Source organism: Flaviflagellibacter deserti, assembly GCF_042652085.1.
GTDB lineage: Bacteria > Pseudomonadota > Alphaproteobacteria > Rhizobiales > Methylopilaceae > Flaviflagellibacter > Flaviflagellibacter deserti.
This window is the reverse complement of sequence record NZ_JBHSJF010000001.1, coordinates 225201-240805: the sequence shown is the minus strand read 5'-3', so window position 1 is coordinate 240805 and position 15605 is coordinate 225201. Positions and strand designations below refer to the sequence as shown.

The following is a 15605-nucleotide window of genomic DNA, read 5'->3' as shown; positions in this document are numbered from 1 at the left end:
TAGCCGCCGCGCGCTGCCACGCAAACTGAGGCGATGCATTTTCCCCGTCCTCGCCTTCGCGGACAATGTTTCCCTATCTACCCAATGCCCACCTGCACCGGCCGCCAGAAACTTGCCCGGGCGCGTTCGGCCTCTACCCGAATCGCGCGGTTTTCGGCGTGGTCGTTAATGAGACCCATAGCCTGCATGAAGGCATGGACGGTGGTTGGGCCGACGAATTTCCAGCCGCGCTTCTTGAGGTCCTTCGACAGGGCAATCGACGCCGGTGAGATCGAAGCAGTCTGCGGCTTCACCAGTTCTACGGCGGCCGGCTCGTAACGCCAGATATAGGCGGCCAGCGAGCCTTCCTCTTTTACAAGGTCCTGCGCCCGTTTTGCGTTGTTGAGGACGGCTTCGATTTTGCCGCGATGCCGAACGATGCCCTCGTCGCGCAGCAGGTGCCCGACATCCCTCTCGGTGAAGCGCGCGATCCGCACGAAATCGAAATCATGGAAAGCGGCGCGGAAATTCGCGCGCTTGGCGAGGATGGTGCGCCAGCTCAGGCCCGACTGGAAACCTTCCAGGCAGAGCTTCTCGAACAGACGGTGATCGTCATCGACCGGAAAGCCCCATTCGGTGTCATGATAGACGAAGAACTCTGGTGCGGCGGCGCACCAGCGGCAGCGGGGCCTGCCGTCCGGGCCGGGGATCGTCGCGCTCATGGATCAGGCCCGCAGAAAGGCCAATCGTTCATCGGTCCGGTTCGGCGCGATCTCGAGGATTTCGGAGCTCACCACATTCTCGGCGACGAAGGGATCCTCGTCCATGCGGGTCTGAAGATCGGACCGTGATGTGTTGTGGGCGAGGATCGCGCCGCCCAAGTCGGGCTTGAGGCTTCCGGCAAGGAGGAACACACCATCGTCGAAACCGCGTTTCAGCCAGGCAATGTGCCCGTCCATGAACTGCGGCGCCTGCGCCTTATTGGAGGAAAATCTCAGCGATACGACAAACATCGGCTCTTTCCCTGACAGTCGACTCAGACGCTGTTACGATGCCCGCCACTTGCCGATTGCTGTGCATCCAACCAGTCGTACATCTGCTCAACCTCCCGCCGGATGAAGTCCTCGTCCCGGAAAGCGTTGGCCAGACTGGCGACGCCCTGGCTGCGGGCGAGGAGATGCAGCGCCAGCGCATCGGCTTCCGCCGCGCGGCCGAGCTGTTCGAACTGGCGGCATAACCAGTCGCGGAACAGGTTGAAGATCCGGCTCGCCGCGCCCTGCGCGACGTGGTCGAGCTTCGCAAGCTCGTTGCACAGCGTGCCGACCGGGCAGCCATGCCGCATGATCTTCGTTCGGTTCTGGATCAGGATATTGATGAAGCCACGGATGCGATCGGTAGGATGGGCACCCCCCGCCTCCCACTGGTCGAGCATGCTGCGGGTATTGGCCAGACGGAGCTCAATGACCGCATCGAGAATCTCGTCCTTGGTCCTGAAGTGATAGTAGAAATTGCCGCGTGAAATCTTCACGGCGCCGGCAATGTCCGCGAACGACGTATGCTCATAACCTTGCTCGTAGAAGAGCCGATCGGCGGCCTCCACGATGTGTTCGCGTGTCGTTTTGCTGCTCACGATATCGCAACTCTAGGGCAGTCGTCCTATTTTGAACTTTAGGACGGTTGACCTAATCGCGTCAAGTCGATCAGGATGCAGCAGATGCTGCTACTGTCATCCGCCCCCGGCCGCGTATAAAATCCCTCATGTCCAATACGGATTCGGCTCCCTCCAACGCCCCGGAGATCACGGTCTCCGAACTCTCCGCCAACCTGAAGCGCACCGTCGAGGATGCGTTCGGCTATGTGCGCGTGCGCGGCGAAATCTCCGGATATCGCGGCCCGCACTCCTCCGGCCACGCTTATTTTTGCCTGAAGGACGAAAACGCTCGCCTCGACGCAGTCGTCTGGAAGAGCAATTTCTCGCGGCTGAAGTTCAAGCCCGAAGAGGGCATGGAGGTCGTCGCCACCGGCAAGATCACGACTTTCGCGGGCAAGTCCTCCTACCAGATCGTCATCGAGAGCCTGGCTCCGGCCGGCGTTGGCGCTCTGATGGCGTTGCTGGAAGAGCGGCGAAAGAAACTGGCGGCCGAAGGCCTGTTCGATGCCAGCCGCAAACGGCCGATCCCGTTCCTGCCGGAGGTCGTCGGCGTCGTCACCTCTCCGACCGGCGCGGTCATCCGCGACATCCTCCACCGCCTCTCCGACCGCTTTCCGCGCCGCGTTCTCGTCTGGCCGGTGCGCGTCCAGGGCGATACCAGCGCAGCGGAGGTCGCGGCAGGCATTCGCGGCTTCAATGCGCTGCCGAAGGACGGGCCGATCCCGCGCCCGGACGTGCTGATCGTTGCGCGCGGCGGCGGCAGCCTCGAAGATCTCTGGAGCTTCAATGAGGAGATCGTCGTTCGGGCGGCGGCCGAAAGCGCAATCCCGCTGATCTCCGCCGTCGGCCACGAGACTGACACGACGCTCATCGACCACGCCGCCGACCGGCGCGCGCCGACGCCCACTGCTTCGGCCGAGATGGCGGTGCCGGTACGTACCGAACTCCTCGCGAATGTCGGGACCTGCGGCGCCCGGCTGATCGGTGGCCTTGGCCGCTTCGTCCAAGGGCGCCGAACCGAACTTCGGTCTGCCGCCCGCGCGCTCGCGACGCCGGAGGCACTCCTCGCGGGGCCGCGCCAGAAGCTCGATGCGCTGTCGTCTCGTCTCGGACCGGCGCTCGTCGCGCATGAGAGGACGAAGCGCATTGCGTTCTCGAATGTCGCCGCACGGCTTCAGAAAGGCGTGCTGACCGCTCGGCTGGATCGCTGCGGCGAACGTGTGGAGACTCTTGCGGACCGCAAGAACCGGGCGCTCCGCACGAACACGCGAACCTGGCATCGCCGCTTCGATGTGTCGGCCAATCGCCTGGTTCCTAACCTGCCGAAGCGCAACATCGCCGATGCGCGCAAGCACTACGCGGTCCCCGCCGACCGGCTGAAGCCTGCCCTTCCGCAGCGCCTCATCGGCGATGCGCAGCGACGACTCGACAACGCATTCGGCCTGCTTCGCGCCTATTCATACCAAGGCGTGCTCGATCGCGGGTTCGCATTGGTACTCGACCAGTCGAACCAGCCCATTCGCTCGGCGGGTGCGGTCGCTCCCGGCGACGCGCTGACACTGAAATTCAAGGATGGTGAAGTCGCGGCCACGGCTGGAAACGATGCGGCGCCGCAGCCCGCGCCACCGCGCGCCAAGCCCGCCGCGCAGAAGCCCGAGCCGCGCCTCGCCTCGAAGCAGGACGACCTGTTCGACTAAAGCTCCCAGGCCAGGCGGTGCGACCAGCCGACCGGCTTCGGATCGGCAGGCGTAAGGATCTCGTGGAAGTCGTCATGACGCGGCGGATGGCCGATCTTTTCGGCGTGGATGCCGCCGGTCATGAACAGGCAGTCGATCCCGAACATGTTCGCCCCCGCGACATCGGTGATCATGCTGTCGCCGATCATCAGGATGCGATTCTTCGGCGTGGTCTTGCCGCGCAGTTCGGCGGCGATGCGCATCGCCTGCTCATAAATGATCGGGAACGGCTTGCCGATGTGCATCACCCGGCCGCCGATCTCCTCGTAGACGTCGGCAATCGCGCCCGCGCACCAGATCAGCTTGCTGCCCCGCTCCACGACGCGGTCGGGATTGGCGCAGATCATCTCGACCGAATGATCCAGCAGTTCCTTCATCCGGCCGCGATAATCGTCCGGTGTCTCGACATCGTCGTCGTCGAGGCCGGTCACGACCGTGACTTCCGCGTCCGCCGGACCGACCAATTCGAAGCCATCGAACATCGGCACGTCGCGCGGAGGACCGACGTGGTGGAGGCGCCTGACGCCTCGCCTCTCGATCTCCATCCGGGTCACATCGCCGGACGTCACGATTCCGTCCCATGCCGAGCGCGAGACGCCGTATCCGGCGAGCTGCGGAATGACGTCGGGGCTCGGGCGTGGCGCGTTCGAGACGAGAACGACGGTGCCGCCCGCTTCGCGATAGCGGGTCAGCGCCTCGGACGCCGTCGGCCAGGCATGCACGCCGTTATGGAGCACGCCCCACACATCCGAGAAGATGACGTCGTAGCGATCGGCGAGAGTAGCGAGGCCGGAGCCGGGCGGCAGGAGAATGGTTTCGGTCATGGCCCCGGAGGTGGCCTACCGTGACGCCGAAATCAAGCGATCAGACGCGCCGCACGATCGAACGGAAAGGCTGATGCGGCTGCACGCCGGGACGCGCAGCCGGCGTCGTGAAGGCAGGAGTCCTGGCGCTGGCCAGAGCCTCACCGTCGGCGAAGACCTCCGGACGCACCGGACGCGGCGTGCCGAAGACGGTGCCCTGGGCGGCACGCACGTCGATGTCGAGCAGGTCGGCCACCTTCTGCTCGGTGTCGACATTGTCGGCGATGACCAGGATGTTGTTGCGGCGGCAGACATTCGGCAAGTCGGCCGGATGGATGGAGGACTCGGCGGCGGCGTCTTCGTCGATCAGGAGATCGGCCGCGATACGAACCACGCGAATGCCGAATTCGTTGAGCGCCTTCGCGTCCAGCGAAAGGTTCGTCACGCCGGTCAAGACGAAGCGGAAACCCTTCTCCGACAAAGTCGCCAGCATCTCGGCCTCGACGCCACCGAAGCTATGCAGGGCCTCCTGCGAGAAGCCGAGCATCAGATGGGACGAGAGATCTGCATTGGCGTCGAGGCGGCGTGCGATTTCGGTCGCGAAGACATCGCCACGGAACGTCTCGGCTGCGAGATTGACGAACAATGTCAGTTCGCGTTCGCGCGCCTTCAGCCGCCGGGCGACCCGGAGGCTGCGGTCGAGCACGAAGGTGTCGAGCATTGGCAGCAGCCCGGTCGCGCGCGTGTCGGGCACGAAATCTGCCGGGCCGATCAAAGTACCGTCGGCGTCTCGCAGATACGGCAGGGTGTCGTAGTGAATCACACGGCGCTGCGGCAGCATCGCGATCGGGCTGAGATGAAGCTCGATCCCCTCGCCTTCGATCGCCTTGCGGACCTTGCGGCCGACGTCCTGATTGACCGGGCGGAATTCCGGCAGCGGCGCGCGGGCGACACTGGCCTGCGGAGCGGGAGCCGGTGTCGAGATCACGGGCGCATGGATCTCCACACGCGGGACCGGTTCATGGCGCATCGGTTCGCGCGCGAGCGCCGGCGGCGGAGCAGCGGCATGGGTCGTCGCATCGGCCCATAGCTGCTCGTGCAATTCGACCTGTTCGGCGAGGGCTCGGACGAGATTTCCGAGATCGGAGACTTCCCGCTCCAGCCCCTGATTGTTGCGCTTCAGCGCCTCCGGCAGGATCTGCTCGAGCCGGGCGAAGCGCTGATCGATCATGTGAAGGCGAGCGGACAAAGTGCTGACCCGCTCCTCGACGTCGAAGAGGCGGAGCGGCGCGTTCTTCTGCGATCCCGTGAGGATGCGCACGACAAGCGCGACCACGCCCAAACCGGCGAGCCCGCCCGCGACGCCGAACGGCACCGAAATTCCCAATCCTAAAATGAGGATAGCCGCCAGCGACGCCGCGATTGCCGCCATGCAAAATGCGATAAAGAGCGGCCCGGTTCTCAGCATCAGCCCGTCAAGCGTGAATTGACCGACTATGCACAGATTCGCGCCTTTCCCGCCAATGCTCTGCCATCACTTGCCCACAATCTGGGAGGGCAAAGTTCAGGTTTCATTTACCCTGTGTCGTCAAGCTCATCCCCGATTGAATTTGCGGCCGTGTGGCCGGATGCGGGAGTTCTGGATGGGCTTTGCTGCGGGACCATTCGGGTCGGCGCGGAGACGGATTCTGGTCGCCGAGCGTGATCCGGCCGTCGCACGTCCTATCGCGGCCGCCCTCGCAGCCGAGATCGTCAATTCCGAAGTCGAGATCACCGATACGATCGCAACCGCTGAAGCGCGTCTTCGCGGCTCGACATTCTCGGCCGTGGTCGTCGGTCTCGATCTGGCGACCGATGCGCTCGAGCGTCTGCGCCCGCTGGTGCGGGGGCCGATGGTCTCGACCGGAATGGGCTCGATGACGCTCGCGGTCGATGCGATGCGGCGCGGCTCCGACGATTTCCTGATGCGGCCGTTCGCGCCGCGCGTCCTCACCCAGCGCCTTCTCGCGCGGATGAACGAGAAGCCTATCATCGCCGAACCATGCCCTGCCGCTCCGGCGGGCTTCGACGGCTTCATCGGCTCGTCCTCGGCGATGCGCCAGGTGTTCGCGCAGATCGATCGTGTGGCGGGTTCGAAGGCGCCCGTCTTCGTCACCGGCGAGAGCGGCACCGGCAAGGAACTCGCGGCGCAGGCCGTCCATAATCGTTCGGGCCGCTCCGGATCGTTCATCGCGCTGAACTGCGGCGCGATCCCGAAAGACCTGATCGAGAGCGAAATCTTCGGTCATGTTCGCGGCGCCTTCACCGGCGCCGTAGAGGATCATGCCGGCGCGGCCGAACTCGCGAATGGCGGCACTCTGTTTCTGGACGAAATCTGCGAGATGGATTTCGCGCTACAGGCGAAGCTGCTCCGCTTCGTGCAGACTGGCGAGGTCCGGCGGGTCGGCGGCGCGAAGGCGAAGAAGGTCGATGTGCGCTTCGTCTGCGCGACCAATCGCGATCCGAAAGCGGAAGTCGCGGCGGGGCGTTTCCGCGAGGACCTGTTCTACCGGCTCCATGTGCTGCCGGTTCAGTTGCCGCCGCTGCGCTCGCGCGGCGAGGACGCGATGATCCTGGCGCGGACTTTCCTGACGCGCCTGGCGCGTGAGGAGCAGCGGGATTTCACCGGCTTCGACCCGCTCGCCGAACGTATGATCGCGTCCTATTCCTGGCCCGGAAACGTGCGGGAACTGGAGAGCGCGCTTCGCCGCGTCGTGGTGCTGAACGATGGCGGCCAGGTCACCGCCGACATGCTGCCGGACGAAATCTCGGCGGCGGTTCTCGGCCGTCCAATGATGTCCGGCAAGATCGTCAGCCAGGCCCCGGTCTCGCTGCCGGTCACGGGCGACGAGCGGAAGATCCTGCCGATGTGGGTGCAGGAACAGCGGATCATCGAGAACGCGCTGTCGGCGTTCGGCGGCAATATCGCGAAAGCCGCCGCAGCGCTGGAGATCAATCCCTCGACGATTTACCGCAAGCGCCAGAGTTGGGCGCAGCAGACCAGCGCGGCGGAGTAATCTTACCCTCTCCCCCACGAGGGAGAGGGTCGAGAGCGCGTAGCGCTCCGGGGTGAGGGGGACCTCTCCACGAATTCTGAGCTTGGGGAGACGTCCCCCTCATCCCGCTCGCAATCTCACGATTGCGAGTCGACCTTCTCCCTCGTCGGGGAGAAGGCTCAGACGCCGCGCCTCCACAAATACACCGCCGTCGCAAAACCAAGCGTGCAGATCGCCAGCATGTAATGCGCCGGAGCGAGCTTGTCGGCCTGCATCATCAAAGTCACGAACATCGGAGTCAGGCCGCCGAAGATCGCGTAGGCGACGTTGTAGGAGAAGGACAGGCCGGTGAAGCGCACTGCCGCCGGGAACGACTTCACCATCACGTAGGGAACCGCGCCGATCGTGCCGACAAGCAGGCCGACCAGCCCATAAAGCGGGAACAGCAGGTCCGGACGCGTGAACATCAGCGTGTAGAAGGCATAGCAGACGGTGGCGAGCGCGACCGTTCCCACGAGGAAGAAGCGCCCCGCGCCGACACGGTCGACGATGGCGCCGGCCAGCACGCAGCCGATCGACAGCGTGAAAGTCGCGATAGAATTCGCCTGGAGCGAGGTCAGCGCGTCGAAACCATAGACCTTCTGCAGGAAGGTCGGGGTCATCAGGATGACGACGACGATCGCGGCCGACAGCAGCCAGGTCATCAGCATGGAGACGACGATGCCGACCGGATGGCGGTGGACCACGACCTTCAGCGGGACTTCCGACGAGAGCGCCTTGGCACGCTTCATTTCGAGGAAGATCGGGGTCTCTTCCAGCCAGCGGCGGAGATAGACCGCGACCAAGCCGAACAGGCCGCCAAGCAGGAACGGGATGCGCCAGGCGAAATCGTGGATGTCGGCCGAGGTATAGGCGGTGTTGAGTGCCGTCGCGACCAGCGAGCCGAGCAGGATGCCCGCCGTCAGACCGCAGGTCAGCGTTCCGCAGGCATAGCCGACATGGCGCTCCGGCACATGCTCGGAGACGAAGGTCCAGGCGCCGGGCACTTCGCCACCGATGGCCGCGCCCTGTAGGATGCGGAACAGCAGGAGAAGGATCGGCGCCGCGATGCCGATCGAGGCATAGGTCGGCAGGAAGCCGATGCCGAGCGTCGACAGCGCCATCAGGAAGATCGACAGCGTGAACATGCGCTTGCGGCCGAACAGGTCGCCGAAATGCGCCATGATGATGCCGCCGAGAGGACGGGCGAGATAGCCGGCGGCGAAGATGCCGAAGGTCTGGAACTGGCGAACCCAGTCCGGCACGTCCGGCGGGAAGAACAGATTGCCCAGCACCGCGACGAAGAAGACGAAGATGATGAAGTCGTAGAATTCGAGCGCGCCGCCGAGAGCCGCGAGGGCCAGCGTGCGGTAGTCGCGGCCCATCAGCGCGCGCGACGGTGCGAGGGAGATGTCGGTCATCGAATGGTCTCTGCGCCGTGCGGACGCGGCGTTTTCGTTGGTTCTTCTCGGGTTGGGCGGAGGGTTTAGACCCATCGGCCCCGCAGGGAAAGTGGGTCGAAGGGCGGAGTTATCGATCAGCCGTCGTCCTCCGGCTTGTCCTACGTGGCCAAGCGCGTGTCCGGGGCGCGAAGCGGCCCGGGACACGGGAGCCCCTTGCCCCTGCCCCGTCCTCACGCTAACCAGCCGCCACCATGTCAGACAACAAATCCGACCGCCTGAAGGCCCGCCTCGCGCGCGGCTTCGGAGACCGCGGCCCCGCCGAACTCGCCGCCACGCGCCAGATGGTCGAGACCATCCGCCAGACCTATGAGCTCTGGGGCTTCGAGGCGCTCGAAACGCCGTTCATCGAATACACCGACGCGCTCGGCAAATTCCTGCCCGATCTCGACCGTCCGAACGAGGGCGTGTTCTCGTTCCAGGACGACGACGAGCAATGGCTGTCGCTCCGGTACGACCTGACGGCACCGCTGGCCCGCTACGTGGCCGAGAACTGGGACCGCGTGCCGAAGCCGTTCCGAAGCTATCGGTTCGGCCCGGTGTTCCGAAACGAGAAGCCCGGCCCCGGCCGCTTCCGGCAGTTTTTGCAGTTCGACGCGGACACGGTCGGTTCAGGCTCCGTGATGGCCGATGCCGAGATGTGCATGATGGCCGCCGATACGCTCGAAGCGCTGGGCATACCGCGCGGCAGCTACGCGATTAAGGTCAATAATCGAAAGGTGCTCGACGGTGTCATGGAGGCCATCGGCCTCGGCGGCGACGAGGGTGCCGGACGCCGCCTGACCGTGCTGCGCGCCATCGACAAACTGGACAAGTTCCCGGTCGAGGAAATCGCGAAGCTGCTCGGCAAGGGTCGTCTCGACGAAAGTGGCGACTTCACCAAGGGCGCGGACCTCGATCTCGCCTCGATCGACCGCGTGATCAAGTTCACGGGCTGGCTCGATCACGGCGTCGGCTCGTCGAATACGACGCTCGTGAACTTCGAGGCGGCCGTCGGCAATTCCGAACTCGGTCTCGAAGGCGTGCGCGAACTCGCGGAGATCGCAGCGATCGTGGAGTCGTCGGGCTATGCCGATCGCATTCGCATCGATCCCTCCGTGGTGCGCGGCCTCGAATACTACACCGGCCCGGTCTACGAGGCCGAGCTGACCTTCGAGGTGAAGGACGAGGACGGCAAGCCGATCCGCTTCGGTTCGGTTGGCGGCGGCGGGCGCTATGACGGCCTTGTCGCGCGCTTCCGTGGCGAGCCCGCTCCGGCGACCGGCTTCTCGATCGGCGTCTCGCGGCTGCAGGCCGCGCTCCAGGCCCTCGGCAAGGGCGCGGCGGAGCCGGCAGGCCCAGTCGTCGTTCTGGTCATGGACAAAGAGCGCACCGGCGACTACCTCGCGCTGGCCCGCTCTCTCCGCGAGGCCGGCATCCCGGCCGAAATCTATCTCGGCTCTTCGGGCATGAACGCCCAGATGAAATATGCCGACCGCCGCCGGTCGCCGGTCGCCGTCATCCAGGGCTCGAACGAGAAGGAAGCCGGCGAGGTGACCGTGAAGGACCTCGTTCTCGGCAAGGAGATGTCGAAGAAGATCGAGGACCGCGCTGCGTGGACCGAGGCCCGCGCGGGACAGGTCACCGTGCCGGAAGCGAAGCTCGTCGAGACCGTGCGGGAGATGCTGGCGCGGTACTGAGAAGTTCGCCCGCAAACGACTTTCCGAGCTTCGCCGCGACCAGCGAACCCTGATTGTCGAACCGGAAGACCAGCCGGTGACGCGCGAGCTTGCGCGCCAGCAGCCACGACACCAGAGCACCGAGCGCACAGCCGGCGACGACGTCCGAGGGATAGTGCGCTCCGGTCGCCAGCCGCGCGAAGGCGATCCAGAAACCAGCGGTGATGCAGGCGACGCGCAGGCGCGGCATCAGCAGCGCGACCGCGACGGCGAAGGCCATGATCGAGGTCGAGTGGCCGGACGGGAAGCTCGCCCAGCTCGCATTCGAGGATAGGAAGTTGAAGGATAGCGAGCCGACGTCGGCGAACTCGCTCGGTCGAGCGCGGCCGATCGCATATTTCAGCGCAGCCGCGACGACACCCGCGAACGCGACCGAAACGAAGACATAGGTCGCCGTCGCGGCGCGAAGCCAATGATGGCGGCATTTGCGCGGGCATGTCGCGCGAAGATCGCGCACAAGGCTGAGCAGGACGAAGGCGGCGCAACCCATCAGCGTCCACTCGCACTTCCCGATTTCGTTAAAGAGCCGGAAGGCCGGCATCAGGGCCTTCGGGATCGAGCTCTGCCAGGCCTTCAGCTGAGGATCGAGGACCAGCATGATCAGGCCGAGCACGGTGGCGAAAGCCGCCAGCGCGTTGACGATGCGGCAGGTGTCGTAGGGGATCAGGCGGAAGCGGGGGTCGCGGCTCCGCTCGCGCAGGAAGGAACGGGCGCGGCCGGCATTACGGGCGACATGGCCGGAACAGGCACGGAGGCTGCCGCGGAACGCATCCGCCGCCTGCATTCCAAGCGCCTTCGGTGAGACCGAAGACGGCGCACCCCAGACGCCATCGCTCATGCCAACCCCCAGCCAGCAATCACCGATCTGCCATAGGGCCCAGGGGGTGACGGACTCGTGACGGTTGCGAGCTCGGGCTGTGGATTCGCGGGAAGTGTGTCCCGGGCACGCGGAGCGTGAGCCCGGGACACATACTTCCGCAGCGACATTAAGATGGCGGGCTGCGAACGCCGGAAGAAATCATCTGCGCGGGGGCTATGGGTCCCGGGCTCGCTTCGCGCCCCGGGACACGCTTTCACAGAAGCCGCACCGCCTCGGCCACGTCCTCATCAGCAACGAATGACATCGCCTTCGAGATCTTCGCAGCGCGCGTCTTATGGCCCTTGCGCATCACCAGGATCACCGTCTCCGCTCCGCCGGCGCAGGCGGGATCGCCGCAGTCAATCTGACTGACTGTGACGGCATCGTCCTCACCGAGCTGAAGCACGGTGCGGACCTGCCCGGCGATGTGCCTGGAGGTAATGGCGGTTTCGCTGTCGCGGCGGCGGCCGAGGCTGAAGAGACCCATGGCGCGATTTGGTAGCGCCGTCAGCGCCGGAGCGCCAGCCGCCTTTCGATCGACCATTCGTCATGTTGGCGAAAAGCCCTCGCCTAGCGCGCGCGACATTGCTAGACAGCGCCGACCTGACATTCGGCCATCCCTCAATGCCCTCGCCCGCCAGCCAGAAAGCCGCCCAGCTCGTCGCGATTCTCGCGAAGAACGGCTATGCGCGCGTCGAGCCGCCGATCCTGCAGCCGGCCGCGGCCTTCATCGACGTTTCCGGCGAGGACCTGCGCCGCCGCATGTTCCTGACGGCGGACGCCGAGGGCAACGAGCTTTGCCTGCGTCCCGATCTGACGATCCCGACCGCGCGCCAGCACATCGAGGCCGGCAGGCCCGAGGCGGAGGCCGCCTATTGCTATCTCGGCCCGGTGTTCCGCCACCGCGAACAGGGCGGTGGCGAATTCCTGCAGGCCGGGATGGAGATCTTCGGCCGCAAGGACCGCGAGGCCGCCGATGCCGAAATCCTCGCCCGCTCGGCCGAGGCGCTCGAATTCTACGGCGTGGAGGGCATTGAGCTGAGGCTCGGAGACCGCGCGCTGTTCAACGCCTTCATCGACGCGCTGGAAATTCCCGCGCCGTGGCGCCGCCGCCTGGTGCGCGACGTGGCGCGCCAAGGCGGGCTCGGCCGCGATCTCGCGAGCCTTGCCCCCTCCCCGGTCGGAAACGGCGACCACACCGCCTTCCTTGCCGCACTCGACGGCGCGGACCCGAAAGCGGCGAAGGCCGTGGTCGAGGACATGCTGTCGATCGCGGGCATCAGCCAGGTCGGCGGGCGGACCGCGGGCGACATCGCCGAGCGCTTCCTCGAACAGGCACGGCTGCGCGCCTCGGCCTCGCTGCCGGAGCCGACGCATGAGGCGCTGACCGCCTTCCTAACCATCGAGAGCGACCCCGTCACGGCGATCGGCGAGATCCGCGCGCTGCTCGTCGAGGCGCGACTGTCGGGTGCGATCTCGGCATCCGACGACCGCGAGCTTCGCCAGGCGCTCGACTCGTTCGAGAAGCGAAACGAGGAAATGGCGGAGCGCGGTCTCGACGTGGCAGGCATGAGCTTCGCCACCTCATTCGGCCGCCAGCTCGATTACTACACTGGCCTCACCTTCGAATTCCGCGTGCCGCGCCTGAAGGGCATGGGCGCGCTGATCGGCGGCGGCCGCTACGACAACCTGCTGCAGACCCTTGGCGCCGCGGCCCCGGTGCCGGCGGTCGGCTGCGCCATCTTCGTCGAGCGCATCGAGGAGGCCGCGGCATGAGCGACGAACCGCTGCTTCTTGCCGTACCGTCCAAGGGCCGGCTCCAGGAAAACGCCTTCGCCTTCTTTGCCCAAGCCGGCCTGCCGCTGATGCAGCCGCGCGGCTCGCGCGACTATCGCGGCACGGTCGCGGGGCTTCCATCGGCGCGGGTGCTGTTCCTCTCGGCCTCGGAGATCGCCAAGGAACTGAGCCTCGGCAACGTCCATCTCGGCGTGACCGGCGAGGACCTGATCCGTGAACAGGTTCCGCAGGCCGACACGCGGGTGCTTCTCCTCGCGCCGCTCGGCTTCGGTCCCGCCTCGGTGGTCATCGCCGTGCCGCAGGCCTGGATCGACGTCCGCACCATGGCCGACCTCGACGATGTCGCGACGCGCTTCCGCAGCCGCCTCGGCCGGCCGCTGCGCGTGGCGACGAAATACATCACGCTGACGCGAAGCTTCTTCGCGCAGAACGGGCTCGGCGATTACCGCATCGTCGAGAGCCTCGGCGCGACCGAGGGCGCGCCAGCTTCCGGCACGGCCGACGTCATCGTCGACATCACGACGACGGGTTCGACTCTCGCCGCCAACGCGCTGAAGGTTCTGGACGACGGTCTGATCCTGAAGAGCGAGGCCAATCTGGTCGCCTCGCTCCGCGCCGACTGGAACCCCACCGCCCTCTCCGCCGCCCGCGCGATCCTGGCACGCCTCGGCGCCGCCGCCCGCGCCCGCGCGGTGCAGGAGGTGAAGGCCCTGCCGAAGGGCGATCGGGCAATGATCGTGAAACTCGCGGGCGAGCAGTTCGGAGCCGTCGCCCCGTTTGGCATATCGGCCGATGGTCCGCTCGTCCTGCACGTGCCAAAGTCGGCGATCTATCCCATTGCGGACTGGCTGATGGCGCAGGGTGCGGACACCGTTGCGACGACGGACCTCGACGACGTGTTCCAGTCGACAAACCCGCTCAACGAGCGCCTGCTGGCGGCGCTCGGCCCGCGTTGATGCTCGCGGTCCTTCAGGACAAGTTCAGCGAATTCCTCACCCTCGCGGTGGTCATCGACCCACTCGGTTCACTGCCCGTCTTTCTCGCCGTCGCCGCGATGCGGCCGCCGGAAGAGCGGCGGACGGTCGCCGTACATGCGGTGCTCGTCGCCTTCTTCGTGCTTCTGTTCTTCATCGTCGGCGGGCAATTCATCCTGGCCGGCATGGGCGTGCCGCTGACCGCCTTCCAGATCTCTGGCGGCATCGTGCTGTTCCTGTTCGCGCTTAGCATGATCTTCGGCCCGTCGGAGGTCGCGGAGGACGAGAACCTCGCCAAGCAGTCGCCACGGCAGGCGGCGGTGTTCCCACTCGCGATCCCGGCGATCGCCAGTCCAGGCGCAATGCTCGCTGTCGTCCTGCTGACCGACGATTCACGGCACCGCATCGATGATCAGGCGCTGACCGTGATCGTGCTGATCGTCGTTCTCCTGATTCAGCTCGGCCTGTTCCTCGTCGCCGAGAAGATTGAGAATCTGATCGGTACGGCAGGCACGAGTGTGATCAGCCGCGTTATGGGCACGATCCTCGCCGCCGTCGCCGTCAGCGAGGTTCTCGACGGCCTGTCGACCTGGCTTAACCTGCCGCTGCCTTAACCGGCCGGCGGCTCTCCCGCGTATTTCTTCAGGAAGGTGACGGTGCGGCCCCAGGCGAGGTCGGCCGCCGCCTTGTCGTAGCGGGTGGCGTTGGTGTCGTTATTGAAGGCATGATTGACACCATCGTAGACGAATATCTCGAAGGTCTTGCCCTGGTCGGTCAGCGCCTTCCTGTAAGCCTCCATGCCGGCATTTATGCGCTCGTCGAGCCCAGCGTAGTGGAGCAGGAGCGGCGCCTTAATCGCCGAAACCTTGTCGGCTGGAATCTGCATCCCGTAATAGGCGACACCGGCGTCGAGCTCCGGCGACGCGGCGGCCAGTTCATTGACCTTGCCGCCGCCCCAGCAGAAGCCGACCGCGCCGACCTTGCCGGTCGACATCGGGTGGGCCTTCAGGAAGGTGACACAGGCCACGAGCTGGGCAACGGTATCCTCGGATTTCAGCTTGGCGATCTTGTCACGCGCCTCGTCCTCATTGGTCGGCGTGCCGCCGGCGAGCGTCAGGAGGTCCGGCGCGAAGGCAAGGAAGCCCTCAAGCGCGATACGGCGGGTCACGTCCTCGATATGCGGATTGAGACCGCGGTTCTCATGGATGACGATGACGGCCGGACGCTTGGCGTCGGCGCCCTTGAGGCGAACCAGATAGCCGGAGATGGCGCCGCCCGGCGCGGGATAGGAGACGCGGCGGGTCTCGATGCGCTCGTCTTCCGGCGCGACGATGGCCGCCTGAGCGTAATTGTTGGTGAGGACCGGAAGCAGAGCGGTCGCGGCGGCGGTGGAACCCGCCAGCCGTCCGAGGCCGTCCATAAACTCCCGGCGCGAGATTTGGCCGTGCGTGAAGCGGTCGTAGAGATCGATGATCCGCTGGTCCATTGAGGTTCTCCGTCGTCACAGCAAAAAGCCCGCACTGGTGATGCGGGCTTTCTGATTAGGAGCAAACT

15 protein-coding genes are annotated in these 15605 nt (G+C 65.7%); 6 read left to right on the top strand and 9 right to left on the bottom strand.

The genetic code is table 11. From position 1 onward, the window contains the following. Positions 1 to 77: 77 nt before the first annotated feature. Genes ACFPFW_RS01230 through ACFPFW_RS01220 form a run of 3 tightly spaced genes read right to left on the bottom strand, consistent with a single transcriptional unit; the run spans position 78 to position 1609 of the window. Complete coding sequence (locus ACFPFW_RS01230) at positions 78 to 701, bottom strand: DNA-3-methyladenine glycosylase I (protein ID WP_114955408.1); 624 nt, start codon at positions 699 to 701, stop codon at positions 78 to 80. Positions 702 to 704: 3 nt separating this feature from the next. Further along, a complete protein-coding gene (locus tag ACFPFW_RS01225; RefSeq protein WP_114955407.1) occupies positions 705 to 992 on the bottom strand; it encodes a YciI family protein in 288 nt (95 codons plus the stop codon). A 23-nt stretch (positions 993 to 1015) separates the two neighbouring features. After that, positions 1016 to 1609: a TetR/AcrR family transcriptional regulator gene (locus ACFPFW_RS01220; protein ID WP_114955406.1), complete on the bottom strand. Its 594-nt coding sequence runs from the start codon at positions 1607 to 1609 to the stop codon at positions 1016 to 1018. 128 nt (positions 1610 to 1737) lie between these two features. Between ACFPFW_RS01220 and xseA the strand changes: the two genes are divergently transcribed. Then, entirely contained in the window at positions 1738 to 3327 is a 1590-nt protein-coding gene (gene xseA, locus ACFPFW_RS01215; protein ID WP_114955405.1) for an exodeoxyribonuclease VII large subunit, read from the top strand. Here xseA and ACFPFW_RS01210 read toward each other — a convergent pair. Together ACFPFW_RS01210 and ACFPFW_RS01205 are read right to left on the bottom strand one after the other, a co-directional pair. Continuing rightward, entirely contained in the window at positions 3324 to 4190 is an 867-nt protein-coding gene (locus ACFPFW_RS01210) for a TIGR01459 family HAD-type hydrolase (RefSeq protein ID WP_114955404.1), read from the bottom strand. The two genes, xseA and ACFPFW_RS01210, sit on opposite strands and share 4 nt — an antisense overlap. A 40-nt stretch (positions 4191 to 4230) precedes the next feature. Next, positions 4231 to 5601: an EAL domain-containing protein gene (locus ACFPFW_RS01205; protein WP_162799568.1), complete on the bottom strand. Its 1371-nt coding sequence runs from the start codon at positions 5599 to 5601 to the stop codon at positions 4231 to 4233. Positions 5602 to 5812: 211 nt separating this feature from the next. Between ACFPFW_RS01205 and ACFPFW_RS01200 the strand changes: the two genes are divergently transcribed. Further along, positions 5813 to 7225: a sigma 54-interacting transcriptional regulator gene (locus ACFPFW_RS01200; RefSeq protein WP_114955402.1), complete on the top strand. Its 1413-nt coding sequence runs from the start codon at positions 5813 to 5815 to the stop codon at positions 7223 to 7225. A gap of 158 nt (positions 7226 to 7383) precedes the next feature. Here ACFPFW_RS01200 and ACFPFW_RS01195 read toward each other — a convergent pair whose 3' ends face one another. Continuing rightward, positions 7384 to 8664, bottom strand: a complete 1281-nt coding sequence (locus ACFPFW_RS01195) for an MFS transporter (RefSeq protein ID WP_114955401.1) — start codon at positions 8662 to 8664, stop codon at positions 7384 to 7386. A gap of 233 nt (positions 8665 to 8897) precedes the next feature. On the opposite strand from ACFPFW_RS01195, the gene hisS reads away from it, so the two are divergent. Next, positions 8898 to 10382, top strand: a complete 1485-nt coding sequence (gene hisS, locus ACFPFW_RS01190; RefSeq protein WP_114955400.1) for a histidine--tRNA ligase — start codon at positions 8898 to 8900, stop codon at positions 10380 to 10382. Here hisS and ACFPFW_RS01185 read toward each other — a convergent pair. Further along, positions 10324 to 11259, bottom strand: coding sequence for a phosphatase PAP2 family protein (locus tag ACFPFW_RS01185; RefSeq protein WP_114955399.1), 936 nt, complete (start codon positions 11257 to 11259; stop codon positions 10324 to 10326). The genes hisS and ACFPFW_RS01185 overlap by 59 nt on opposite strands. A 235-nt stretch (positions 11260 to 11494) precedes the next feature. Continuing rightward, complete coding sequence (locus tag ACFPFW_RS01180) at positions 11495 to 11767, bottom strand: hypothetical protein (RefSeq protein WP_114955595.1); 273 nt, start codon at positions 11765 to 11767, stop codon at positions 11495 to 11497. Positions 11768 to 11904: 137 nt separating this feature from the next. Here ACFPFW_RS01180 and ACFPFW_RS01175 point away from each other — a divergent pair, with 137 nt between their 5' ends. Genes ACFPFW_RS01175 through ACFPFW_RS01165 form a run of 3 tightly spaced genes read left to right on the top strand, consistent with a single transcriptional unit; the run spans position 11905 to position 14665 of the window. Next, entirely contained in the window at positions 11905 to 13056 is a 1152-nt protein-coding gene (locus ACFPFW_RS01175) for an ATP phosphoribosyltransferase regulatory subunit (RefSeq protein WP_114955594.1), read from the top strand. Beyond that, positions 13053 to 14033, top strand: coding sequence for an ATP phosphoribosyltransferase (gene hisG / locus ACFPFW_RS01170; RefSeq protein ID WP_114955398.1), 981 nt, complete (start codon positions 13053 to 13055; stop codon positions 14031 to 14033). The genes ACFPFW_RS01175 and hisG overlap by 4 nt, the downstream gene beginning before the upstream one ends. Then, on the top strand, positions 14033 to 14665 hold the full coding sequence (locus ACFPFW_RS01165) for a MarC family protein (protein WP_114955397.1): 633 nt from the start codon (positions 14033 to 14035) through the stop codon (positions 14663 to 14665). The genes hisG and ACFPFW_RS01165 overlap by 1 nt, the downstream gene beginning before the upstream one ends. Here the strand turns inward: ACFPFW_RS01165 and ACFPFW_RS01160 are convergent. After that, a complete protein-coding gene (locus ACFPFW_RS01160) occupies positions 14662 to 15537 on the bottom strand; it encodes a dienelactone hydrolase family protein (RefSeq protein ID WP_114955396.1) in 876 nt (291 codons plus the stop codon). The genes ACFPFW_RS01165 and ACFPFW_RS01160 overlap by 4 nt on opposite strands. Positions 15538 to 15605 lie beyond the last annotated feature (68 nt).

What these genes read in the sequence shown, in the direction of transcription:
- ACFPFW_RS01230 (WP_114955408.1), bottom strand. Translation starts at nt 701, where the DNA reads ATGAGCGCGACGATCCCCGGCCCGGACGGCAGGCCCCGCTGCCGCTGG.
- ACFPFW_RS01225 (WP_114955407.1), bottom strand. Translation starts at nt 992, where the DNA reads ATGTTTGTCGTATCGCTGAGATTTTCCTCCAATAAGGCGCAGGCGCCG.
- xseA (WP_114955405.1), top strand. Translation starts at nt 1,738, where the DNA reads ATGTCCAATACGGATTCGGCTCCCTCCAACGCCCCGGAGATCACGGTC.
- ACFPFW_RS01210 (WP_114955404.1), bottom strand. Translation starts at nt 4,190, where the DNA reads ATGACCGAAACCATTCTCCTGCCGCCCGGCTCCGGCCTCGCTACTCTC.
- ACFPFW_RS01205 (WP_162799568.1), bottom strand. Translation starts at nt 5,601, where the DNA reads ATGGCGGCAATCGCGGCGTCGCTGGCGGCTATCCTCATTTTAGGATTG.
- ACFPFW_RS01200 (WP_114955402.1), top strand. Translation starts at nt 5,813, where the DNA reads ATGGGCTTTGCTGCGGGACCATTCGGGTCGGCGCGGAGACGGATTCTG.
- ACFPFW_RS01195 (WP_114955401.1), bottom strand. Translation starts at nt 8,664, where the DNA reads ATGACCGACATCTCCCTCGCACCGTCGCGCGCGCTGATGGGCCGCGAC.
- hisS (WP_114955400.1), top strand. Translation starts at nt 8,898, where the DNA reads ATGTCAGACAACAAATCCGACCGCCTGAAGGCCCGCCTCGCGCGCGGC.
- ACFPFW_RS01185 (WP_114955399.1), bottom strand. Translation starts at nt 11,259, where the DNA reads ATGAGCGATGGCGTCTGGGGTGCGCCGTCTTCGGTCTCACCGAAGGCG.
- ACFPFW_RS01180 (WP_114955595.1), bottom strand. Translation starts at nt 11,767, where the DNA reads ATGGGTCTCTTCAGCCTCGGCCGCCGCCGCGACAGCGAAACCGCCATT.
- ACFPFW_RS01175 (WP_114955594.1), top strand. Translation starts at nt 11,905, where the DNA reads ATGCCCTCGCCCGCCAGCCAGAAAGCCGCCCAGCTCGTCGCGATTCTC.
- hisG (WP_114955398.1), top strand. Translation starts at nt 13,053, where the DNA reads ATGAGCGACGAACCGCTGCTTCTTGCCGTACCGTCCAAGGGCCGGCTC.
- ACFPFW_RS01165 (WP_114955397.1), top strand. Translation starts at nt 14,033, where the DNA reads ATGCTCGCGGTCCTTCAGGACAAGTTCAGCGAATTCCTCACCCTCGCG.
- ACFPFW_RS01160 (WP_114955396.1), bottom strand. Translation starts at nt 15,537, where the DNA reads ATGGACCAGCGGATCATCGATCTCTACGACCGCTTCACGCACGGCCAA.